The sequence below is a fragment of the Pseudobacteroides cellulosolvens ATCC 35603 = DSM 2933 genome (genome assembly GCF_001262605.1).
GTDB lineage: Bacteria > Bacillota > Clostridia > Acetivibrionales > DSM-2933 > Pseudobacteroides > Pseudobacteroides cellulosolvens.
The window spans coordinates 328,563-352,678 of sequence record NZ_LGTC01000001.1; the positions used below are offsets into that span (position 1 = coordinate 328,563).

22 protein-coding genes and 1 riboswitch are annotated in these 24,116 nt (G+C 33.9%); of the genes, 19 read left to right on the forward strand and 3 right to left on the reverse strand.

Annotated features, from left to right (window positions below; translation table 11 throughout):
• Positions 1-8 precede the first annotated feature (8 nt).
• The 15 genes from Bccel_RS01555 to Bccel_RS01625 all read left to right on the forward strand — a co-directional run bounded on the left by Bccel_RS01555 (position 9) and on the right by Bccel_RS01625 (position 18,207).
• Positions 9-1,265, forward strand: coding sequence for a TadE/TadG family type IV pilus assembly protein (locus Bccel_RS01555; protein ID WP_036946222.1), 1,257 nt, complete (start codon positions 9-11; stop codon positions 1,263-1,265).
• Between the two features lie 8 nt (positions 1,266-1,273).
• Positions 1,274-1,894, forward strand: coding sequence for a prepilin peptidase (locus Bccel_RS01560; RefSeq protein WP_081927320.1), 621 nt, complete (start codon positions 1,274-1,276; stop codon positions 1,892-1,894).
• 73 nt (positions 1,895-1,967) lie between these two features.
• A complete protein-coding gene (locus Bccel_RS01565; RefSeq protein WP_036946226.1) occupies positions 1,968-3,554 on the forward strand; it encodes a DUF6382 domain-containing protein in 1,587 nt (528 codons plus the stop codon).
• Between the two features lie 2 nt (positions 3,555-3,556).
• Positions 3,557-4,393 (forward strand): PP2C family protein-serine/threonine phosphatase, encoded by an 837-nt coding sequence (locus Bccel_RS01570; RefSeq protein WP_036946228.1) that lies wholly within the window; start codon positions 3,557-3,559, stop codon positions 4,391-4,393.
• A gap of 7 nt (positions 4,394-4,400) precedes the next feature.
• Positions 4,401-4,940, forward strand: a complete 540-nt coding sequence (locus tag Bccel_RS01575; protein WP_036946230.1) for an A24 family peptidase — start codon at positions 4,401-4,403, stop codon at positions 4,938-4,940.
• A 193-nt stretch (positions 4,941-5,133) separates the two neighbouring features.
• Complete coding sequence (locus tag Bccel_RS01580; RefSeq protein WP_036946231.1) at positions 5,134-5,622, forward strand: hypothetical protein; 489 nt, start codon at positions 5,134-5,136, stop codon at positions 5,620-5,622.
• 330 nt (positions 5,623-5,952) lie between these two features.
• Positions 5,953-6,984: an S-layer homology domain-containing protein gene (locus Bccel_RS01585; protein ID WP_036946233.1), complete on the forward strand. Its 1,032-nt coding sequence runs from the start codon at positions 5,953-5,955 to the stop codon at positions 6,982-6,984.
• Between the two features lie 349 nt (positions 6,985-7,333).
• On the forward strand, positions 7,334-9,583 hold the full coding sequence (locus Bccel_RS29465) for an S-layer homology domain-containing protein (RefSeq protein WP_050752983.1): 2,250 nt from the start codon (positions 7,334-7,336) through the stop codon (positions 9,581-9,583).
• Between the two features lie 275 nt (positions 9,584-9,858).
• Positions 9,859-10,383 (forward strand): GNAT family N-acetyltransferase, encoded by a 525-nt coding sequence (locus tag Bccel_RS01595; protein ID WP_036946240.1) that lies wholly within the window; start codon positions 9,859-9,861, stop codon positions 10,381-10,383.
• 93 nt (positions 10,384-10,476) lie between these two features.
• Positions 10,477-10,619, forward strand: a riboswitch (cyclic di-AMP (ydaO/yuaA leader).
• Between the two features lies 1 nt (position 10,620).
• Positions 10,621-11,607: a C40 family peptidase gene (locus Bccel_RS01600; protein ID WP_036946242.1), complete on the forward strand. Its 987-nt coding sequence runs from the start codon at positions 10,621-10,623 to the stop codon at positions 11,605-11,607.
• 142 nt (positions 11,608-11,749) lie between these two features.
• Entirely contained in the window at positions 11,750-13,360 is a 1,611-nt protein-coding gene (locus tag Bccel_RS01605) for a ComEC/Rec2 family competence protein (protein WP_050752984.1), read from the forward strand.
• The gene (locus Bccel_RS01610; RefSeq protein WP_050752985.1) at positions 13,360-14,106 is read left to right on the forward strand and encodes a ComEC/Rec2 family competence protein; all 747 of its coding nucleotides are present in this window, start codon (positions 13,360-13,362) and stop codon (positions 14,104-14,106) included. The genes Bccel_RS01605 and Bccel_RS01610 overlap by 1 nt, the downstream gene beginning before the upstream one ends.
• A 263-nt stretch (positions 14,107-14,369) precedes the next feature.
• Complete coding sequence (locus Bccel_RS01615) at positions 14,370-15,722, forward strand: YheC/YheD family endospore coat-associated protein (RefSeq protein ID WP_081927324.1); 1,353 nt, start codon at positions 14,370-14,372, stop codon at positions 15,720-15,722.
• A gap of 84 nt (positions 15,723-15,806) precedes the next feature.
• The gene (gene holA / locus Bccel_RS01620; protein WP_242853227.1) at positions 15,807-16,850 is read left to right on the forward strand and encodes a DNA polymerase III subunit delta; all 1,044 of its coding nucleotides are present in this window, start codon (positions 15,807-15,809) and stop codon (positions 16,848-16,850) included.
• 58 nt (positions 16,851-16,908) lie between these two features.
• Entirely contained in the window at positions 16,909-18,207 is a 1,299-nt protein-coding gene (locus Bccel_RS01625; protein WP_036946249.1) for a sensor histidine kinase, read from the forward strand.
• 289 nt (positions 18,208-18,496) lie between these two features.
• Here the strand turns inward: Bccel_RS01625 and Bccel_RS28560 are convergent, their stop codons facing one another.
• From Bccel_RS28560 to rpsT, 3 genes are all read right to left on the reverse strand, one after another.
• Positions 18,497-18,625, reverse strand: a complete 129-nt coding sequence (locus Bccel_RS28560; RefSeq protein ID WP_081927326.1) for a cyclic lactone autoinducer peptide — start codon at positions 18,623-18,625, stop codon at positions 18,497-18,499.
• Positions 18,626-18,685: 60 nt separating this feature from the next.
• Complete coding sequence (locus Bccel_RS01630; RefSeq protein ID WP_050752986.1) at positions 18,686-19,273, reverse strand: accessory gene regulator ArgB-like protein; 588 nt, start codon at positions 19,271-19,273, stop codon at positions 18,686-18,688.
• A gap of 192 nt (positions 19,274-19,465) precedes the next feature.
• Positions 19,466-19,726 (reverse strand): 30S ribosomal protein S20, encoded by a 261-nt coding sequence (gene rpsT / locus Bccel_RS01635; protein ID WP_036946251.1) that lies wholly within the window; start codon positions 19,724-19,726, stop codon positions 19,466-19,468.
• A 169-nt stretch (positions 19,727-19,895) separates the two neighbouring features.
• Between rpsT and gpr the strand changes: the two genes are divergently transcribed.
• The 4 genes from gpr to Bccel_RS01655 all read left to right on the forward strand — a co-directional run bounded on the left by gpr (position 19,896) and on the right by Bccel_RS01655 (position 23,968).
• Positions 19,896-20,894, forward strand: a complete 999-nt coding sequence (gene gpr / locus Bccel_RS01640) for a GPR endopeptidase (RefSeq protein ID WP_036946253.1) — start codon at positions 19,896-19,898, stop codon at positions 20,892-20,894.
• 340 nt (positions 20,895-21,234) lie between these two features.
• Positions 21,235-22,050 carry an N-acetylmuramoyl-L-alanine amidase family protein gene (locus Bccel_RS01645; protein WP_050752987.1) on the forward strand — a complete coding sequence of 272 codons (816 nt, stop codon included), beginning with the start codon at positions 21,235-21,237 and terminating at the stop codon, positions 22,048-22,050.
• Positions 22,051-22,149: 99 nt separating this feature from the next.
• On the forward strand, positions 22,150-23,331 hold the full coding sequence (locus Bccel_RS01650; RefSeq protein WP_036946257.1) for a sensor histidine kinase: 1,182 nt from the start codon (positions 22,150-22,152) through the stop codon (positions 23,329-23,331).
• Positions 23,318-23,968 (forward strand): response regulator, encoded by a 651-nt coding sequence (locus Bccel_RS01655; RefSeq protein ID WP_036946260.1) that lies wholly within the window; start codon positions 23,318-23,320, stop codon positions 23,966-23,968. The genes Bccel_RS01650 and Bccel_RS01655 overlap by 14 nt, the downstream gene beginning before the upstream one ends.
• Positions 23,969-24,116: the final 148 nt, after the last annotated feature.

Below are 24,116 nucleotides of genomic sequence, written 5' to 3' on the forward strand. Positions count from 1 at the left end.
GGTATTTTATGATAATGCCAGCAAAAAAAAGAGGTTCTCTTACAATTGAAGCTGCATGTGCACTGCCTGTTGTAATTCTTGTAGTTCTTACAATAGCTTATTTTATCAGGGTGGCATATATCCATTCCATAATTCAGCATGCACTTGACGAGTCAGCTAAAGAAATTTCATCATATAGTTATCTTTATTCAGTCAGTAAGCTTCAGTCGTTAAATGACAGTACAGAGGACCTTTTAACTGAGAATGAAGCAACCGCGGCATCCCGTATCGATACTGTTTTAGAGACTGTAAACTCAGTAAATGATAAAATAGGCAAACTTGGGAATTTGTCAAATGATGTGGATAAGTTCAATTTTGAAGAGGTAAAGGGGTTATACAACGATGGAAAGGTAGATGTTGAGAAAATTAAAGGTATATACAACGAGATTAGAGGGCATCCGAATGGATGGAAGGGAGGAATTAAGAAAGAAGTTGCAAGTATTTCTGCACTTGTAGCCCATGGACTTTTAGAGAGCGGTAGGGAGGAATTGTCTGAAATAATTGTAAGAATTATGATGAGAAAACATATTGCAACCGATATTTATGATGAGGACATTGTCTTAAAAAAGCTAAATATAATAGGTGGATATGATGGCTTGGATTTTACAGGGACAACCCTGTTTAAGGATAAAAAGACAATAAAAATCGTTGTAAGCTACACAATAGAGCCAATAACACCGCTGCCAATAATTCCTGAACTAAGAATAGAGCAAAAGGCACTTGTTGTTGGTTGGCTTGATGGTGACGGACAACATTCCAAGAGGCTTCAAAATAAGGATGAAGATTCAAAGAATGAAGATGGGGAAGAAGATAATCTATGGGATCTGGGTGCACTTGCCAGAGGAAATGAGATAATCAGAAGGTTTGGCGGAAATGTAATAAATAGAACAGGTGGAGCTGTTGATATATTTGATGTTAATACTGGAACCGCTACCAACATGCGAAGTATTGATGTAACACTATCTTCATACAGTGATATAAATAAGCTGAAAAAGGAAATTGTATCGGAAGTGAACCTGACTAAAGATTATAACAGCAAGGTAGTGGTAATCCAAAATGGGAAAAAAACAGAGTTTTCCATAAAGAACAGGAATGTTAGAATTATTATCCCAAAAGGTACAAAAACTGCTGAAATAACTGGTTTGGAAACTGAGCTTAATTCCGGTAAACCAGGAGTCAAACTAACCATTGAGGAATATATTGAAAAGAGAGCAAAGGAATCCTAGGAGGACTTATGTATTACATGTTGATGGTACTTGTAGGTATAATTGCTGGAAATATTCTGAATATTTATGTTAGCAGAAAGGCACTGTCCGGTGATATTTTAGAAGATTACAAAAGTGTTTTTTTTAAGGACGCAAGCTATTATTTGATGCAAATTTTTATTGTAGCCATGTACCTGTTTATCTATTACAAGGCAGCAAATTTTAATGAGCTTGTAAAGTTTTGTTTATACTCAGTATTTATGTTAGCTGTTGCAATGGAGGATTTTAGTAGTAAGCAGATACCTAATATGCTAATAGCTGCATTCATGATTATTGGGCTGATTATTAACTTGTTTATACAAACAACTGATGCATTTATTGGAATGCTGATAATGCTTTTATTGGTTACAGGAGTATTTTGTGTTATTTATAAGACCTCAAGAGGCGGAATAGGTGCTGGAGATGTAAAACTTTTGGCATGCTCGGCACTTTTTTTAGAGCCTGGTGATCTATTGACTACAATAATTATTGCATTTTTGTTTACTTTTCTTGCAGGCATTATACTGATAGTTATAAGGCACATGGACAAAAAAGTATTATTGCCGTTCAGCCCATTTATATTGGCCGGGTTTCTGGTGTCTATATTTTGAGGGAACTAAGGAATAATTGAAATATAACATAAGTTATATTTTGGTAATTACTAATTAAAAGGTGGGGTCATATATGAGCTATCTAAAGGACCTTTTCAGGTTTGAATTTGAAAGTGATTCTTCATCAAGCTATTTGGTACTTAGAAATTTAGAGGAGGATAAGCTACAAAAACTTCAGATTGAAATGATTGAACAAAACCCTCATGTAAACATTGTACCGCTGTCATTAAGAGTTAAGAATAACGAATATATGATTTTCTACAATATAACCTCAAAAATTACATTAAGTAAACTGCTTAAAAGAAAAAATCTTAAGAAGGATGAGTTTTTAGACCTCCTGATTTCTATATGCAAAACTATATTGGACTGTAAAAACTATTATGCACATGATAAAAATTTTGCAATTGATGAAGACATGATATATGTAAATCCTGCGAATTTGGATGCATCCCTGATTTATATACCTGTAAACTTCCAGGTAAGCTTTAAAGATGTGTTTGTACAATTTGTAAAGAAATTGATTGATGATCTTGTGAGGATAGATGAATGTGAGGATCTGGGATTTCTTCAGAGAATAAGAATTCAGTTACGGGAAGATATATTCAGCATAAAGGAGTTTATAAATTTTTTAACAGGGTTTCGATATAAGACGGAATCAAAGTTTGATTCAAACAGAAGCATTTCAGAGGAGTTTGCTCCGGAAAATGATACCAAAAATAAAATTGTGCAGCAAAAATGTACTCTAATTAAGGAAAGGGATAATTCCCAGGAGATTAAGCTTCCAAAGGCAGCTGCAGGTGATCAAAAGGCTGCCATAAATATACCTCCCTCTGCAGGTACAAACAAGCTGAAAGATCAAAAGCCAAATAATACATTCATTCCGGTAGGAGTTAATTCAAGCAGTAGTCGAGACACAGCATTGATTTATCCAAAGAAGTCCATATATGCTGCAATTGGACTGCAGGCATTAGTTATAATTATAATTGCGATTTCTATAATTGGTGTATTAAAAAGCAAGGGTCAGGATTTTAGCATTATACTGGGTGTTGCAATAGTATTAGCTGCTGTTGATTTTCTCATTATGAGAAATTTATTTGATAAGAACAAAATGATACCGGCAAATATAACGGAAAGCAGATCTTTTTACATAAGTTCAAAGGACAATCAAAATGAAACAAGAACTAAGGAAGATGGTAAAGGTCACAAAGAAAAACATACAGGAAACAAAGAGATATATACAGGACTGGGAGAAATTGAATGTGATGCAGTTGGAAGAATGCTGGCTAATGATTTAGGTACTGAAATCCTTTATGATAATTGTAAGGATGATACAGTGATTTTGAAGGAAAGTCAAAATCACCCATACTTGATTGGCAAAAACGATGGAAAGAATATGAAAATAATAATAAATAAGGACAGCTTTTTGATTGGGAGGCTCAAATCTGAGGTTGATTGTGAGATTAACAATACAAGTATCAGTAAAATTCACACTGAAATCATAAAAAGAGATGGTCATTTCTTTATTAAGGATTTAAACTCAAGCAACGGCACATATGTCAATTCCGAAAGGATCAAGAGCAATTTTGAAATTGAGATAAAAAATCACGATATAATAGGGATTGCCAATTTGGAGTTTGAATTTTTAGTGTTTAGGAGTTAGTTATGTCAGATATGACTTTGTATTATTCTTCATCAACTGATGCTGGCATTGTTAAAACTGTAAACCAGGACAGCATTTTTATAAGGATAGGGAAAAACAAATATTCTACATATGGAATATTCGCGATTGCCGATGGAATGGGAGGGCTATCCCATGGAGAAGTGGCAAGCAGGATGACGTGTGACGCTCTTAATGTATGGTGGGATGATTATCTTCCGGATATTCTTAATAGTAATAGCAAAAATCTTTTTGAAGATTTGGATGTTTCTTTAAAGGAGCTTTTTAATAAAGTTAATAGTGAGATATATTGCTATGCTTCTCAAGTAGGAGATAAAGCAGGTACTACACTAACTGTTCTTTTTATATATAATTCTGAGTTTCTGATAAAGCATATTGGTGACAGCAGAGTTTATAGAATTGGGAAGGAAGTTGAGCAGTTGACTTATGATCATACATGGGTAGCGTGTCAGGTGCTTTCAGGATATATTACCCATGAAGAAGCTAAAAACCATCCCAAAAGGAATATATTAACCCAGTGTTTAGGAGTGTTTACTGAGGTAGACGTATATACAAATAGGGGTATTATAGAAAAAGAAGATGTATTTCTCATTTGCAGTGATGGATTTTATGATAAATTAAATGAAAATGATTTGCGAAAGGGAGCAGTGTTATTAAGAGAAAAACCGTCATATAGTGAAGAGCTTGCCGGGGATCTCATATCATTTGTAAAAAGGAGAGGAGAGAGGGATAATATCTCACTGATCTTGGTATACCCACAATCAAAGAGTTTTGCAAAAACTCTATTGGAAATGATTAAGGGCATTTCAAAAAGGAGATGACGATTTAATGGAAGTAAAGATTGCATTACTTTTTATGGTTATAGCTTTAGCTGTTTATAATGACATAAGGTCGTTTAAAATAAAAAATCTAATAACATACCCAGCAGTAATATTTGGAATTGTCATAAACACATATTTTTACGGCATACATGGGTTAAAAGATACAATTATCGCAGTTTTTATACCGATAATTGTTCTTTTTATTTTTTTTACATTAAGGATGTTAGGTGCAGGTGATATTAAACTCTACTGTGCCATAGGTGCCATTATGGGATGTAAATTTGTTGCAGTATGTCTTGTTTATTCATTTCTAGTTGGAGGATTTATATCTGTAACAATTTTATTATTAAGAAAAAATGTATTACAAAGATTTAAGATTCTATTTAATTACATTAAAGCTACTATTGTGTTAATGAAAGTTGATAAATATCAGGATTTTACTAATGACAAAAATGGACTTTTCAGGTTTTCTTATGCTGTTTTGGGAGGCACTATAATATCACTAGTAGACATGTTTCTTTTTAGTTTTAGTTTTTGGGGTAAATAACGTTATGGACAGGAAGCTTAATTGCTGGTAAACTAAATAATGTTAGGTGCTTTATATAATATGAATTTAGGAATTAAAATGTTAATACCGATTTCTACACGAGTGTTGACGAGTTAGGTCAACTTATGTGGCGAAAATTATAGCGGAAGTTATATATTAATAATTCCTAAAATAGATGAAAAGGTGGGGTATTGTGGCTAAAAAAATTTTATTAACTGTAGTTTCGCTGCTATGCATCATGGTGTTATTCACTTCATGCAGCGACAAAAGCAAAAAAGAGAGTAATTCACCTGCTAATAATAGTAAGTTGCCTGCACATGTTGGTATGTACACGAATTACAACTCATCAATACTTTTGAAAAGTAACGGAACATTTGTTACTACCATTGAAGACGGTAACACGTCCAAGATGGTTTTTACAGGCAGATATTCATTAAATGGTGAGGAGATCGTATTTAACACTGAAAAAATGAATGGTCAAGAAATGACAAATACTTTAAATGGAACTTTAAAGGATGGGACTATAAATTACGATGGAGGAAAACCATTCTATAAAGATAAGGACTATGTGGTAAAAGAAGATGAGATGGAAGTAAAGGAAGAGCCTAGAGGCTTGGTTTCAGCAAGTTCCAGTACTCCAACGCCAAATGCAGAAAATTCTTCCCCAGTCCCTTCGAAATAATGACCAAAAGTAAAATATTTGTTGTATAATATAATATACAGAGGTTGCGAATTTCATAATGATTATTAATGCTTAGTTATTCATTTATAAAAGGTTATTTATGAGTTTGCATAAAAGAAAATTTTTTATGCCTAATTATAAATAACTTATTATTTTTGAATGGGGGAAAAATATTATAAAAAATTAGTTGAATAAAAATTTACAATTATTATTTATTATGGTATTCTAGTGAAGGCCTATTTATATACATGCTGTCATTTTTAATGCTTAACTATTGTCGAGAGACATTAAAAATCTAATATTAAATTTTAAAAGGGAGTGGTTAAGAAAATGAGAAAGGTGTTATCAATTTTTATTACACTGTGCATACTTATAAGCGGTGTTTTAAATGTCTTTGCAGCCGGTGATACTTTAGAATCCATTTTAGATGGACAGGCACCGACAATCGAAGTTGTGAAGGCAAAACTTGACAGGTTGGTTACATACACGACTAAAAAGTTTTCTGACGTTAAATCGTCACACTGGTATGTGAAAAGTTTGTCAAAATTGGTAGGAATGCAGGGTATAGACGGCTATAAAGATGGAACCTTTAGGCCCCAAACGCAGATTAAGGTAGCAGAATTTACAAAGCTATTATTAGCTGCTGCAGGATATAAGGAAGAGCTTGCGAAGGGACAATGGTATGCAAATTATGTAACAAGGGCAAAGGAATTAGGAGTGATTGAGGAAGGAGACAACTACAATTATAATAGCGGCATGAAAAGAAAAGATATGGCAAAAATGATATGCAAGCTATTAAAAATTGAGCCTTCGACTTCAGGTACTTCAGTTTTTTCCGATGCTCAGAACATCGATTCAAAATGGATAGATGCAGCCTTCAATGAGTATCTTATAAGAGGATATGGTAAGGAAGGGGCAAGGACATTTAAGCCAATGCAGACAGCAACGAGGGCAGAGGTTAGTGAGATGGTAATTCGTGCATTGGAATATAGAGAAAACCCTGAAGAGTTTAAGCGGGCAAATGGAGGCGGCGAGGCTCCAAGTACTTCCACTTCCTATACAGAAGTAAAAGGTTATAAGATCCCTAACAATCTGACTGTTAATGTTAAAACAGATTTTGAAATAGCTGAAATAATGATTAGCATTGACTTAAAGAAGGGTTTGGATATTCAAAATAAAGAAACTGAAAGCATACTAAAGAGTAAGTTCTCTAGTACTGACATAAATCCTGTTATTGATTATGTAAAACAATATAGTGATGCTTCAACGGTTTTACCCAAGAGAGACTTTACCATAGCTGGTAGGGTAGTTTCTGTAGGGGGACAAGCTGGAGTTGCTACTATTACTGTATTTGCAAACTAGATGACTTCAGTTTAAATCAAAATATGTAAATATATTGTAATTTTTTATTGTAATTATTTATTGGTTTATGTTACAATGTGTATTGTGTTTGTGAGTTTTAATGAAAGACAGTTCACTCTATTGTTAAACATTAAGTTAAAGTGACTAGAACAATAGGGTATTTGGAAGTTACTTTCGGAAATGCCTTGTATTACATAAGTAAAGGGTTTTGTACATATTACATTTCTGATTTTCCGAGATAATTTTATGTCTTCAAAAACCAATGCAAAGTCAATGGTGATTTGCCTTATTTTGCTATGGTTTTTTATATAAATATTTAATCTAAAGAGAATAATAGGAGGAATTACAAATGAAGTTAAGAAGTAAGTTAAGCAAGTTACTTGTATTTTGTTTGATCTTCATGATTTTAGGTAACAGTTCATTAGTTGCCTTTTCAGCAGATCAAACTGCAGGAGGACTCAAAATAGTTGTTGGACAAGTAAGTGGCAATGTAGGGGATACAATTACGGTGCCTGTTACTTTTGAAAATGTATCAATGAGTGTAAATAACTGCGATTTTCTTGTGGATTTTGATGATAATGTATTAGAGTATGTTAGTGTTGAAGCTGGAGGGATAGTACAATTTCCTGCATTTAACTTTTCGTGTAATTACGCTGTGAAAGATTTTGCGGATAATAAAACTATAAACTTCCTATTTAGTGATCTAACCCAAGGTACTATGAACATTATTGCTTCAGGGGTATTTGCAAACATTATGTTTAAGATTAAAGCTAATGCTAAAGAAGTTATTTCACCTATAGAAGTTGTAAAAATAGGTGCATTTTCTGGAAAACCATCTAAACCAGGTCAAAATCCTCCAATACATGTTGGGCCTTTTGCAAATGGTTATGTAGCTGTGGGTAATGCTACACCAGAACCTTCAGATATTCCTTCAAGTACACCAACTTTGGAACCAACAAATACGCCAACATCAACTAATACAGCAACACCAACAAACACAGCAACACCAATACCAACACCAACAAATACAGCAACGCCAATACCAACACCAACAAATACAGCAACACCAATACCAACACCAACAAATACAGCAACACCAATACCAACACCAACAAATACAGCAACACCAATACCAACACCAACAAATACGGCAACACCAATACCAACACCAACAAACACAGCAACACCAATACCAACACCAACGAACACAGCAACACCAATACCAACACCAACAAATACAGCAACACCAATACCAACACCAACAAATACAGCAACACCAATACCAACACCAACAAATACGGCAACACCAATACCAACACCAACAAACACAGCAACACCAATACCAACACCAACGAACACAGCAACACCAATACCAACACCAACAAATACAGCAACACCAATACCAACACCAACAAATACAGCAACACCAATACCAACACCAACAAATACAGCAACACCGATACCAACACCAACAAATACAGCAACACCAAAGCCAAATACACCAACAGCAACACACACAGCAACTAAGGCACCAAATACATTAACACCAACACCAACAGGTACAACAGCACCAACACAAACACCAACAGGAACAGCTGCAGTTACGCCAACAGCTGCAACACCAACACCTACAGGAACAGCAGCACCAACACAGACACCAACAGGTACAGCTGCAGTTACGCCAACAGTAGCAGCTACAGATGCAACAACACCAACAGCGACAGATGCAGGTTCGACTACACCAACTTCAACAGATACATCAGCAACACCAGCACCAACAGATGCAGGTTCAGCTACACCAACAGGTACATCTGCAACTACACCAACGGTTACACCGACACAGACAGCAACATCAACTCAAGGATCATCAGGTTCCGGTAGCGGTGGTGGATACGTTGCATCAACATCAACACCAACGGCTACACCAACAGCGACACCTACAGCTACTGCGACTGTAACACCTACTGCAACACCAAAAGCAACAGCGACTGCTATAAAAATACAGACACCGACTTCAAAGACTACACCAACACCAGTAGTGATTCAACCTACTAATAAGTATCCGGGAGCTTCTGATATCAGCGGTCATTGGGCTGAGCAGTATATAATTAAGTTAATCCAGAAAGGTATCGTTACAGGGTATAAGGATGGAACAATAAAACCTAATGGAGTGTTAACAAGAGCTGAGATAGCTGTAGTTTTCGTTAAAATGAAAGGTCTAAAGCTGGTTGATAAACCAGATGTTAAGTTTAAAGATGACAGCAATATACCATCCTGGGCAAAACCATATGTATATGCTGCATACAAGGCTGGAATAATTGAGGGCTATAATGATAAGACATTCAGGGCATCCAATATTCTGACCAGAACTGAGATGGCAGCAATGCTGGTGAGATCCATTGGTTATAAGGAATCTACAAATAAACTTGGATTTACCGACGCTAAGAGCATTCCTAAATGGGCAGTAGGGTATGTTACAACAGCTTATGATATTAAATTGATTAATGGCTATAAGGGAAACATGTTTGTACCAAATGGAAAGGTAACAAGAGCAGAGGCATTTACTATGATTTCTAAAAGCCTTGACTTGAAGAAATAAAATTAATTGAATAAGAAGAAAGTATTTGGCACAATAGCTGTCAGATGCTTTCTTCTTTTATTTCTAGGACTTCATGATGTATCCACATTACGATTTCTCATGACGACCATCAAATTGGACTTAATCACAAGTGATATAGTTATGTCAATTATTGTTATTTATATGGTTAAAGGATAAATAAAAAGGGTTTCTTAGAAAAATGTCGAATAAATTAGTATATTAAATGCCATTCTTAATTTATAAATTTCATTTTTATATAACTATCCGGAGGAATTATGCTTTCAATGAATATACGAGGTGAATATGTATATTTAAGGGACATATCTTTTGATGATCTTGAAAAAATCCTAACATGGTATAGCAAGGTAGAGCATTTTAAGTATGCAACGGGAAGAGATATGCCGGTTGAGATTAGTGATTTGGTTTCAATATATGAAGAGTCAGTTAAATCGGAAAGCGAATTTTTTGCAGGTATATATAAGAAAAAAGATAGTGAAATGATAGGAATCATAAAGGGTAAATTGGAGATTCAAAACAAAAGAAAAGTCTTTGTTAGGATGGTAGTAATAGATCAGCAATACCAAAGGAAAGGTTATGGTAGGGAAACTATAAATTTAGGGCTTTCATATCTAAAAAACTGTAAAAATGTTTCGGAGGCATATTTGGCAGTTATAGAAGAAAATGTTAAAGGTAGGTGCTTTTGGAAAGCACTTGGGTTTAATATGTATATAAGAAAGAAGAAGTGTGTAAAAATTTCCAATAAACAGTGTAATGTAATTATTATGAAGAAAAATCTATAAAATTTTTACATGATTTAGGCAATAATAACATTAAAACAAGGTTTGATTTGACAAACCATGTCAAGATGTATATAATATCATTGAAGTAAAAAACTTAATAAATAGCTGAATCTTCCCTTGGGATAGGGAGGTACGGAGGAACCAATATTTTGGGGTTAATCTATCGAAAGATAGTAGGGGTGATCCTATTACCCGAACCCGACAGCTAACTTCGGAAGCTATAAATAGGAGGAAAATATGTTTGGTTTCAAAAAGGCACTTATTTGTTTAAGTGTGTCTATGGCGTTGTCTTGTGCAGTAGCTGCTTATGCTAATGCAGAAGGTAGCAAAACAGGTGTTGTTAAGGGTGACATATTAAATATCAGAAAGTCACCAAGTACTTCTGCAGATGTTCTCGAACAGTTGGAAAAAGGAATGAGTGTTACTGTTGTAAGCAGTAAGGATGGCTGGTACAAAATATCTTACAAAGGTATTACAGGATGGGTTAGCAGCGAGTTCGTTACTGTTAAACAGGTTTCATCCCAATCAGCAACAATTAACGAAGATCGTGTCAACTTAAGAGAAAATGCAAGTACTGACTCACTAGTACTTAGGACCTTCAACAAAGGTACCAGTGTCAGTGTTTTAAGTTCTTCCGGTAATTGGTATAAGGTTCGTACTTCTGATGGGAAAGTGGGTTGGGTTTTCAGTGATTTTATCAATGCTAAATCAACTGGATCCTCTACTTCTAGTTCTACAAAATCAACTTCAACTAAAAAGACTACATCAAGAGGTTCTGAAGGACAGCAAAGAGATAACTCCGATGACGGTAAGGAAGAAGTAACGAGTAATGCTACTTCTGACGTCCGTCAAAATCTTGTTGCTTATGCAAAGAAGTTTTTAGGCGTGAGGTATGTCTATGGAGGTAGCTCACCTAGGGGGTTTGATTGTTCAGGTTTTGTTTCATATGTTTATAACCATTTTGGTATTAGCTTGGAACGTGTTGCTGCTGACCAGGCTCGACAAGGGGCAAAGGTAAGCAGAGCAAACTTAAAGCCTGGAGATGTTGTTTTCTATGATACCAACGGTGGAAGAAATTATATCAACCATGCAGGAATCTATATTGGAGATGGTATGTTTATTCATGCTTCATCAGGTTCAAATGCACATAAAGTTGTTATAAGCAGTCTTAGTGAAGGCTTTTATTCTAATGCTTATATGAGTGCAAGAAGATTTTTGAAATAACAACACCAAATTTAAAGCTCCTTTTTAAGGAGCTTTTTTTTCGATATTTAGCCATTTCTTAATGTGTATAAGGGTATTTTTGACGAAGCATCAATGTTGAAAAATTACTTAGTGATTTTTATATGGAGGCATGGTAACTACTATGAAAAGGCCGTTATTGTTGTTTTCGTTGTTCCTTATTGCTGGTATATACATTGCACATATTGGCGTTATAGCTTTGTATATCGCTACTGCAGTAATTATGCTAATCTCTATCCCAGTTATTTTCCATTGTAAAGATAAAAAATATACAATAGCCTTATCCAGTATTCTGATTTTCTTTATAGTAGGTGCAGCAGAATTTACAATTATAAATAAAATCAATTCAGATAAGTTTATGGAATTTTGTGGAGAAGAAGTTCGGGTAACGGGATTCATATGTTCCGAACCTGACTTCAAACAATCAAAGACAATTTATACCATTAAAACAGATGATATAATAGCCAAAGGTAAGAGTTACAAAGTAAATGGAAAGCTTCTCCTTACAGTTCCGTTTAAAGCAGGAACCCGGGTTTTTGTTTACGGAATGAGCATTATCGTTAATGGAAAAATCAATATTCCTGATGGAAAAAGAGTACCGGGAGGATTTGATTATAAAAGTCATCTTCTTAAATCCGGTATTTCAGCAACCATGTATGCCCAAAGTGATAGTATTGAGATTGGGAATTCATCAAGTGTTAATCCCCTGATAAAGGTTGGAATAAGCTTAAGGAAACGTATAACCAATACGGTGAAATTATGTCTTCCAAAGGAGCAGGCGTCTTTACTAAATGGTATGCTCATAGGCTATACACAGGATATGAGCGAGGAGATGGCAAATGCATTCAGTGATGCCGGATTATCTCATTTGACAGCGGTTTCAGGAATGAATATCGCATTTATTGTATTTCCCCTTCTTTTTGTATTTAAAAAGATGAGGCTGTCGCAAAAATTATCCAATATTACAATAATTGGAATACTCATTATGTTTCTTTTCATAACAGGGTTTTCGCCTTCAGTAGCAAGGGCAGTTATAATGGCTGTTATAATTCTTATGGGGCAACTCTTGAAAAGAGAAACGGACATTTTTACAAGCATATCATTTGCAGTAATACTTTTGCTCATTTATAACCCATATACGCTATTTGACATAGGGTTTCAGCTTTCGTTTGGAGCAACACTTTCGTTAGTGCTGTTTTATAAATATTTAAAAGGAAAGCTGGATTTTAAGTTTTTGCCCTCTTTTATTTCTGATATCCTGGCTGCTACCATTTCTGCACAGATGGGTGTTGTCCTTATAAGTGCCATGTATTTTAACAAAATATCAATTATATCGTTGCTTTCAAACCTTTTAGTAGTTCCGCTGGTTGAGGTTCTAACAATACTTGGTATAGTCATGGTTATAATAGGACAAATAAGCATTGTTCCCGCAGAGCTTTTAGGGCTTGTATGCAATTCATTTCTATCCTTCATACTTTATGTAACCAAAATATCATCACAAATACCTTTTGCAGTAATAAAAATAGCTACTCCTTCCATACCGGGCTTCGTAATCTACCATACTGCAATTCTATATTTATTTTGGCTTAGGCCTACGTATAATATAAAGTTAAAGCCCAGATACTATGTTATATCCATATTTGCAATATTACTTCTATTTGTAGGATCGTATTTTTTCCCGAAGGATATGAGATTGGTGTTTATAGATGTTGGGGAGGGGATTCACATCTTGTAGTGACCAGCAAAGGAAAAAGCATACTGATAGATGGAGGAGGGTTTGCTTCCAGAACAGATTTTAAGCATAACATGGGTGATTATACTGTTGTTCCATTTTTATATGACTATGGGATTACAAAGCTGGATTTAGTTGTTTCAACCCATGGGGATGATGACCACTTACAGGGGCTATTGACTGTTTTAAAGGATATTAGGGTAGATAACCTGATTATACCTCATAATATGGATTTAAAGCCATATGCAAGCCTCTTGGGCCTTGCCGGCCATCAAAAGACTATAACAAGGACGTGCAAGGCTGGGGATGTTATTGGACTTGATAATGATACAAGCCTTAAGATTCTAAATCCTGTAGAAGGCATCAAAATTAACAAATCACCTGAGAATAACGGTGCTCTTGTATTTAAGCTCAATTATAAAGACATATTTGTTCTTTTTACAGGGGATATCGAAAAAGAGACTGAAAATATATTATTAGAAAATAAATCAGATCTAAAGGCTGATGTATTAAAGGTTGCACATCATGGATCAGCTACCTCTACCACTGAGGAATTTCTAAAAGCTGTAGATCCTAAAATAGCAGTTATAAGTGTAGGAAAGAATAACAGTTTCGGACACCCAGCGAATGTTGTAATAGAAAGGCTAAAGAATCGGAATGTGAAAGTTTTAAGGACCGATATCCACGGAACGTTATTGATGAGGACTAACGGTAAAGATGTTAAGGTGTGGAAGACTCTGGGAGATTAATTTCCTTTATGAAATGAAAAAGTATCACATTATGTTAATTTCGCATATTCTAAAATATATAATTAATCACTTATAATTTATATTGTCATGTGATTATGTAAAGTTGAATGGTTATTTACATTTTCTACTCATAAAGTCAGCAATTTTTAATATATATAGATAGGTTAAGATATACCGAAATATATTTGAATTGCACATAAATTAGAGAATAATCACATTTAATATAGATTTCATTTGTCAGAATTCACATAAGGTTGGTGGAAATGATGTGGGTTAAATTTAAACTGGAACAATCGGATAAGGATATTATCTTCTTACCGTTATCAATGATGGGCATGTATCCTAATAGAGTCTTTGTATGTTTTGGGGGAAAGACAGTCAATGCTGTGGTAAAGTATTCGGAATTTTTTGATCTGAGTATAAACAGTACATATGAAGACCCCGGAATTATTGGGATATCCATTGGATTAAGAAATAAACTGCTTGTTCCTGAGATGATAACGTACAGGATCTGTGTTGAGAGGAATGCAATTTCCATAGGGCCTGTTATAGGACTTTTATTGGGCAATAATATTTATAGATATAGCCCCAGGCATATGGAAAAATATTCGGATAGATTTGGAATTTATGATAAGGTTGGAGGGCTTATCTATGCGTTTTCTCCAAGGACTGTTAATTGGAAGAAACGTATAGCATTCGGGCTATATTATGACAACCTGTCACATAGTTGGGATTATGGCTATTTCCCACTTCCGGAGGTTATATACAGAAGGGATTTTCACTCAAATTCCAATGATATAAAAAGGCTTATAAAAGAAACGGGTGGAAGACTTTTCAATTCCTGTAGATTTACAAAGTTTGAAATGTATAAATATATGAATAAAAATGAAGAACTACGTGATTTTCTTCCCCCAACGCAGCTAACACAAGATTTTGGTCAGATTATAAGTTTTATAGACAAACATGTGAGGGTAATATTAAAGCCAATTGATTTGTCACGAGGAAGAGGAATTCTTATTATTGAAAAAGATGGGTATAATTACAAGGTAACTGATTACAGAATGGTGTTACCTGTCGTTACAACCTATAGAATCAATGAGCTTAGAGAATTTTTTAATCAAAACAATAGTCTATTTAATAAATACCTGCTGCAACAATTTTTATCATTGGCTACCATAGATGGTTGTCCTTTTGATATAAGGGTTGTTATGCAAAAAAGAGCAGACAGAATATGGAGATGTTCAGGGATTGAGTGCCGGGTTTCAAAAAACGGCAGCCACCTGACCAATATTTCCAGAGGAGGCTATGCTTTGTCTTTTGATAAAGCGATTCAGAGGTCTTTTGGAGAGCAAGCAACAACATTTTATGAAGGGATTGTTCTTTTTTGTCGAAAGTTTTGCAATTATATGGATAAATCGGGAGAGCATTTTTCAGAATTTGGTATTGATGTTGCTATAGATGTAAACCAAAATCTGTGGTTAATTGAAGCTAACGTATTTCCGAGTTTTAAGGGCTTTAAGAAAATTGATTTGCAGTCTTACTTTAATATAAGATATGCACCATTTTTATACGCACTATCTCTTACAAAGTATGGCGATTGTGAAGAATTGACATAATTTTCATGATAAGTGACATTTTTATATTTTTTTCTCTTTAATTAGTATAATTTTAATGGTACAATTACCATTGTAGAATAAATAATGAGCAAAAAAGATAAAACAGGTGAAAAAATGAGTTTGGATATACTAAAGGAACATATAAAGTCGAATAAGTTTAAAAATCTATATCTTTTTTATGGCCATGAGGAGTATTTAAAGAAGTTATACTTGGAGTCAATTGAGAACAAAATAATTGGTGGCAATATGAGAGATATGAATAAAATTGTTATGGAGGGCAAGGTTGACATAGGTAAGCTTGCTGACAATTGTGAGACAGTCCCATTGTTTTCAGAGAGAAAGCTTGTTTTAGTAAAAAACTCAGGAATATTCAAGGCATCAAAAAAGTCCGACAGCGAAAAGACAGATGGGAAGAAGGACAATCTCGCTATGCTTATTCAAAGTGTTCCATCTTACACTTGTCTAATATTTATAGAGGAGGAAATTGATAAAAGGCTCAAGGTAATTGATATAATTAAAAAGAATGGACTAATTGTTGAATTCGCATTTCAAAAGCCGCCTGAATTGGTAAAATGGGTTATAAAATTGTTTAGGGCTAAAAACAAAAATATTAGTAATGAATTAGCTTCTGTGATTGTAAACAACTGTGACCAGGGAATGGTTGAAATTCATAATGAGGTTGAAAAACTAATTCTTTTTCTGGGTAATAAAGAAACAGTTTCTCCACAAGATGTTGAAAAGGTATGTACTAAATCCATAAAAAGCCGCATTTTCGATTTGACTGATGCCATAGCAGCAAAAGATAGGACAAAGGCTTATATTATTCTTGAAGAAATGGTTGTTTTAAAGGAACCAATGCCCAAAATTTTATACATGATTGCAAGACAGTTTAATCAGCTATTATCTATAAAGCTTTTAACCCAAGTAGGTGCAAATATAAATGATGCAGCAGCAAAAATAGGTGTATCTCCATATATAGCAGGTAAAATAATGAAGCAGTCAAAGGAATTTGAGTTAAACCTACTTAAGAAGGTTGTAGAAGAAAGTCTTGAATTGGATGTTGCAGTAAAGACCGGTAGGATTAATGACAGAGTAGCTGTTGAAATGCTCCTGGCAGGAATAAATTAATATAATTCAATAGGATTTTTAGCATTTAATATTTTTTCTTGATTTGGAGGGGGATATTTTGGCTTTTATTGTTCAAAATGCTGTGCAATTTGTGTATTTTATAGTACAGGGGTTTTTGGTATTAAATATTTTTATTAAGACTATTGATTTTAAAAAATTAATTGTTTTTTCATTGGTAAATACAGCTGCACAAACTTTATTTACAGCAATAGTAGGAAATAACAACCCTGTAAACGTTTTTCTTTACATAATAATCATGATATTAACTTTAAAATTTATATTGGGCTTAGGTGTTGTGCATTCTATAGCTGCAACATCCTTATTGGTTGTTATAAGTACATTGTTTGATTACTTGGGTTCTGCCATATTAAAAATATCATTCGGTAGTGAGTTTGATGTTACTACATGGGCTAACTCCTATCAAAAGATGATTTTGTTGAGAATAATAGGTACGGTGCTTTATTTAGCAATGGCTATTGCTGTATACTATATGAGATTAAAGGTCAATATACCCGAAGATATTAATAAAAAAAGATCTTTTAGCATACTCGCCAACTCAATTATAAGTGCAATATTGATTGTACCGAATATTTTATATTATTTGAACAATTCCAAAGATATTGATACCAATATGGTGTATTTTAATGTATTTGCGGTATTTGTTCTTCTAATACTATGCTTTTATAACTCCATAAAGTCATCAGAGCTAGAGGTTAAAAGCAGAGAAGTTGAGTTCCAGAAAGATTATATAAAAACACTTGATGATATTATTGACGGTTTAAGGGGATTTAAGCATGATTTCAACAATAATGTTCAGGCAATAGGCGGATACATTGCATTAAATGACATAAACGGGCTGAAAAAGTATTACCATCAGCTGCAAAGCGATACCAGGAGGATAAACAATACTCTTCCCCTTAGCAAATATGTAAAAAATAATCCTGCATTATATGGATTGCTGCTTTCAAAACTATCATTCGCAGAGCTTAAGGATATCCAATTTGTAATAAATATCATGGATGAATACAATATAGAAAAAGTAAAAATTTACGATTTGTGCAAAATCTTAGGCATACTTTTGGATAATGCACTTGAAGCCGCATTTGAATCCCCTAATAAATACGTAGAGTTATCCATCAACAAAAATTCTCAGAACATTATTGTGATAGAAATAATAAATTCTTATGCAGGCAAATTGAATAAAGACAAAATATTTGAGAATGGCTATACTACAAAGTCTGGACATAGCGGGTTTGGCCTTTGGGAGGTCAACAAGATTATTTCGAGGAATCAGAATTGTTCGCTAGAAACGTCAGTAACGGATACATTGTTTTCTCAAAGACTTGAAATTTCATAGCAGATTAGTGGTTTTTACTGGAAAATCAAAACACTTTAAACTTAAATATCCAATTACAAATAATTACCGATTGACCAGCTAGATATGTTACGAAAAAATTTTACATTAGCAAATGCAGTTGAAACGTATTCATTTGCATTATAGAAATGCATTTTTCGAATCATATGAATCAAGGAAAATGTTTTACAAAAATTAAAAATGTAAAATAATTATTGCAAAATATATAGATTATTTGTCAATGTCTAAATTATGGGATGGATAAAAAGAATAAAGTGTTTTGTTTTAGCTTTTAATGGCTTTTTCTTAAAGCTTTGGGTGCTTTAGGCTGATAGAAAGCAAAAGGCCAGCATTTTGAAGCAACATTTGATGTTAAGCCTGTAATAATATTTGATACTACATCCTTCAATACCTTTTTCATGATACCACATCCTTTCGTTAATTTATTTATTTATTTTGTACTGCTTTTTAACGTGTTATTTTAGCATCTTTTACATCCTAAAATTATGTAGCCTAAAGGTGTTAGAAATATAATTGGAATAAATGATGAGATAATAATTATGTAGTATGCCTGCAAATCGATATTTTTCACAAATAAGCCTATACAAAAAGTTATTGTTTCTATGGTTATCCCTGCTGTTTTCTGACTCCTCTTCTGGCTATTGCTATATAAGGGCCCGTTAATTGTTTCGCCAGGTGCATATTTTAAGATGACAAATATACTAATTAAAAGCAAAAATATTGCAGGATAATAACTATTAAATTTTATATAGTTTGAAAGTATTATGGTGCCAAATATAGAGAAGGAATGCATAAGAGTACACTGAAGTCGTGTGTGTGAGTGTGAACCTCCTACAGTTGATCTTAGCAACCCGACTATGATAAAGGATATAAATGCATAGGTAAAGACACCAAGAAAAAATGCAATTATCATTATTAATGCTGTAATAATTGTTTGAAATATTATTATATTTGCACCATAAGTAATTATTTCGGCTTTCTCGTCAGTTATTTCTTTATTATTCTCTCTTATTTTTTTTGTAATAGTATCACTAAGTTTATCAATCATATTACACCCCTATAATTAAATTATATACTAATTATACAAAAAATGCAAATATAGTTTACATCTTCATTACAAAATATGTATGCAATTCAAGAAAATATATTATAGTTTAATAAAAAACTAAACAAAAAAACTAAACAAAAAAACGCACTTATAAAGTACGTTTATATTTGTTTAGTTTTTTACTAATTTAATTTAAGCCATCTTATTCAATGCTTTAGCCAATTTTGATTTCCTTCTCGCAGCGGTGTTCTTATGTAACAACTTTCTTGCTGCTGCTTTATCTATAGCCTTTATTGCTTCAGTATAAGAAACTTTAACATTAGCGTCCTTACTTTCAATTGCTTCCTTACATTTCTTAATTGAAGTTTTAAGCGTAGATTTCTTCATTGAATTTATTAATGTCTTTTTCTGAGTTACCTTCACTCTTTTTATTGCAGACTTAATATTCGGCAAACCTTTCACCTCCTGCGAGTTAATAATCATGAAGTATTGTACCATGAAAAAAATATAATTGCAAGGGTATTTAAAAAACTTTTAAATAATTATCTTAGGGAATAAGTATTGAAACCACTATGCAAGGAAAAAATATTTTGTAATGATAGATAAAGGAAGGGGTTTGATTATGAATAGAAGTATTAGGACAGATTTGGCTTTAGAAGCAAATGAATTATTTATCAAGCAGTCAGCCGTAAATGCTGATCAATCGTCGGGACATCCGCCGGGAGTAGAAGTTGAAAACGATGGAACTGAGGATATCAAAATAACCAGGGTAAGAGTTACAACTCTTATGGGTGAAGATTCAATAGGAAAGCCAATGGGAAATTATATCACACTTGAGATACCAAGGCTTAGAGAGAATGATCAGGACCTTGTTGAAGACTCTAGCCGGGAGTTTGCAAAGGAACTTCAAAAGCTTGTGAATTTGGGGAAAAATTCAACTGTCCTTGTAGTAGGTTTGGGAAATTGGAATGTAACACCAGATGCATTAGGACCAAAGGTGGTATCAAGCCTTATGGTTACAAGACACTTATTGGAGTATGTACCTGAACAGGTTGATGACGGTGTCAGGCCTGTATGTGCTGTAGCTCCTGGGGTGCTGGGTATTACAGGGATAGAAACGGGTGAGATAATAAAGGGAATTGTCGATAAAATAAAGCCAGAGCTTATAATAGCAATTGATGCTCTTGCATCCAGAAAAACAGAGCGTATGAGCACAACAATTCAGATTGCTGATACGGGAATATCGCCCGGTTCAGGTGTTGGGAATAAAAGAATGGAACTTTCCAAGACTACTATGGGCGTTCCTGTTATAGCTGTCGGAGTCCCTACAGTTGTTGAAGCTGCAACTATAGCTAATGATGCTATAGATCTTGCTATGGACAGCCTAATAAAACATGCAACTAAGGGTACTGAGTTTTATAATATGCTAAATGAGATTGATAGAAATGAAAAACATATGCTGATTAGGGAAGTATTGGAGCCATATGTAGGCAATCTTATTGTGACACCAAAGGAGATTGACGACATCATTGAAAGAATATCAAAGGTTATAGCTAACGGTATCAATATAGCACTCCACGAAGGTATTACATTGAATGATGTAAACAGATATGTTCATTAAGGAAATTACGTATTAATTCCTCCTAAAGGGGTTACTGCAAATCGATATAAAATCATATTAAATTGTACAGCTTTAAAAGGCTAAGGACAATATGAAGTGGTAAATGCATTTTGCAACACCCCTTTGAGGATTTAAATGCCTTTAAGGCTAAATATCAATTTATTTTACATAAAATTTGAACCGTTATAAAATTTAGGAATGTAAGGCACTTAATTCAGCTAGATATTATAACTAAAATAGCCGATAATTATATATAAAACCTAGTCATAATTTCTCTGAAAATAAATATCAACAAAAATAAATTAACAAAAATAAATACTAATCCATAAAGGTGGAGCTTATGAGAAAGAAAATTAAGATGGATTCCTTATTTGTAAGATCACTGGTAATATTACTATCGGTATTGTTTGTAATTTTAAATACTGCCTTTTTTTTCAACAAGTATATTATGAATGCGGGATCTCCAACATTTAATGATAAAAACGACAAAATACAATCTGGGACTGTTACTGAAAAAATTACTAATGTTATGCCAACACCCACACCTGTTAAAAAGGAGGTGCTTTTATTGATAGATCCTGGGCATGGAGGGGAGGATCTGGGAACATACTTTGATAATATTTATGAGAAAGTATTAAATTTAGATATATCTTTAAAATTAGGAAAGCTATTGGAGAATGATGGTTTTAAAGTTCTTTTTACTAGAAAAGAGGATGTGTTTGTTGGACTTAAAGAAAGGTCTGATTTGGCAAATGAAAAAGATGCTACGCTGTTTTTGAGTATTCACAATAATAATATGCCGGATAGCCCTAATTATAAAGGAACTGAAACCCTGTACTGTCCGGGAAGTAGTGGAAATGGAAAAATAAATGGAGAAAGATTTGCACAAATTGTCCAGGAGGAGCTTGTTAAAAGGCTTGGTACAATAGATAACGGTATTATAGCAAGGCCTAACCTATCGGTTTTGCGGAGAACCCAAATGGCAGCAGTAATTGCTGAGATTGGATATATATCAAATTATAGCGATAGAATTAAGCTGAATACGGAATACTTCAGGCAGGAAGCGGCAGTGGCATTGCATAAAGCGGTGAAAAGAACACTGGATGAGATGAACGTAAAAAAACAACCGGATAACAGATGGATTATCAGTGGTTAGTTAAAGGGATTATCTTGTGAATGTAGAATATTATTAATATTCTGAATTTAAATCATTTCTTATTCATTTCAAAATCCTTAAATATATAGGAGGATTTTTATGGCTAATTACAAATTTGATGCTTCAAAGATGGATGAAATAATTAAAAAAGTTGTTGATGCTATTAACGGAAGTAAAAAAGAGATTTGTGAGATAGCCGAAGGTGCTCGGAAAGAGCATAAAAACCTTGTTGCTGAGCTCGAATTATTAAAAACTGAGGCTGCCGAGCTAATAAAAGAGGTAGATGAAATTGAAAAGGAACTCCAAAACAGTAGAAAAAAGTTAATGGTGGTAAATAAGAATTTTGAAAAATTCTCACAAGAAGAACTAAAGCAGGCTTATGAAAAAGCCGATAATCTACGTATAGAGCTTGTAATAAAAAGGGAAAAAGAAAAGTATTTCATAAAAAGAAGGAATGATTTGGAGGTAAGGATCAAAGAAGTCCTAAAAACAGTTCAAAGGGCTGACAATTTGATGGCTCATGTTGGTGTTGCAATGGAATATCTGTGTGGTGATCTTATTAATCTGGGAAATCAAATAGAAGACATGCAGCAGAGGCAAGTCTGGGGTTTCAGGATTATCAAGGCACAGGAGGATGAACGACAGAGAGTTGCAAGAGAGATTCATGATGGTCCTGCCCAGTCCATGTCAAACGTTGTATTAAAAGCAGAAATATGCGAAAAACTCATTGATGTAGATATTGAGAAAGCCAGGTTTGAGCTGCAGAATCTAAAAAGGATTGTAAGAGAGAGTTTGGTTGATGTGAGAAAAATTATATATAATTTAAGGCCTATGTCTCTTGATGACTTAGGCCTTGTACCTACTCTTCAAAGGTATATATCAACTTTTCAGGAAGAAAATAAAATAGATGTCCTGTTTAAGTCCAGGGGAAGCATAAGTGATATTAGGTCTGTAATTTCTCTGACTGTTTTCAGAATTGTTCAGGAAGCATTGAATAATATCAGAAAACATGCTAAAGCCAATAGCGTTAGCGTTAATATTGAATTTATTGAAGATAAGCTGAGACTCTCTATTAATGATGACGGTGTTGGGTTTGATGTGGAAAGTCTTAAAGTTAAGCATGAGGATATTGAAAGCGGCTTTGGACTTTTCAGTATGAAGGAAAGGGTTGAGCTTTTGGATGGTGAGTTTAATATAAGTTCTCGAACTGGTTCTGGTACTAGATTAAGCATTATGATACCTTTAAAGCAAAATGAGGGGGATGCAGATGAAAATAATTAAGGTCCTAATTGCAGATGATCATCATATGGTAAGGCAGGGAATTAAGCAGATACTGGAACTTGAAAATGATATTGAGGTTGTATCGCAGGCTTCAAACGGTGAAGAAGCTGTAAAGCTTGCCAGGGAATATAAGCCTGATGTAATCCTGATGGATATTAATATGCCTGGTATGAATGGATTACAGGCTATTGAGGAATTGAAAAAGGATGAGGATGATCACAGGATTGTTGTGCTTACGATACATCAGGACAGAGAGTATTTGTTTAAAACCATACAGCTTGGAGCGGAAGGATATGTTTTGAAGGACGCTGAATCATCTGTATTGGTAGAGGCAATTCGCACAGTATCAAATGGAAATACATACGTACAGCCTAATATGACAAGTGAATTAGTTAAGGAGTTCAGCAGGATGTCAACCCATGCAAAGGGAAAAGAGGAAGAAAATATTTTGACATCAAGAGAAATTGAAGTTATTGAATTGATTGCGGAAGGGCTCATTAATAAGGAAATAGCCAAAAAGCTTTATATCAGCGAAAAAACAGTTAAGAATCATGTTTCGAATATATTCAAAAAACTGAATGTATCGGATAGGACACAGGCGGCAATCTATGCTTTCAAGCATAATATTAAGTCTTAAAAGATTTTGTTATATAGTCATAAAGTACTAGAGAATAGGAATATCCTATTCTTTTTTTGTAGGCATAATTGCTGTGAAATTAAGTCCTAATGGCGTATGGAAGGTGCAGCATGTTAGCTTTATAATTAAATTAAAGGTGAACGAAACA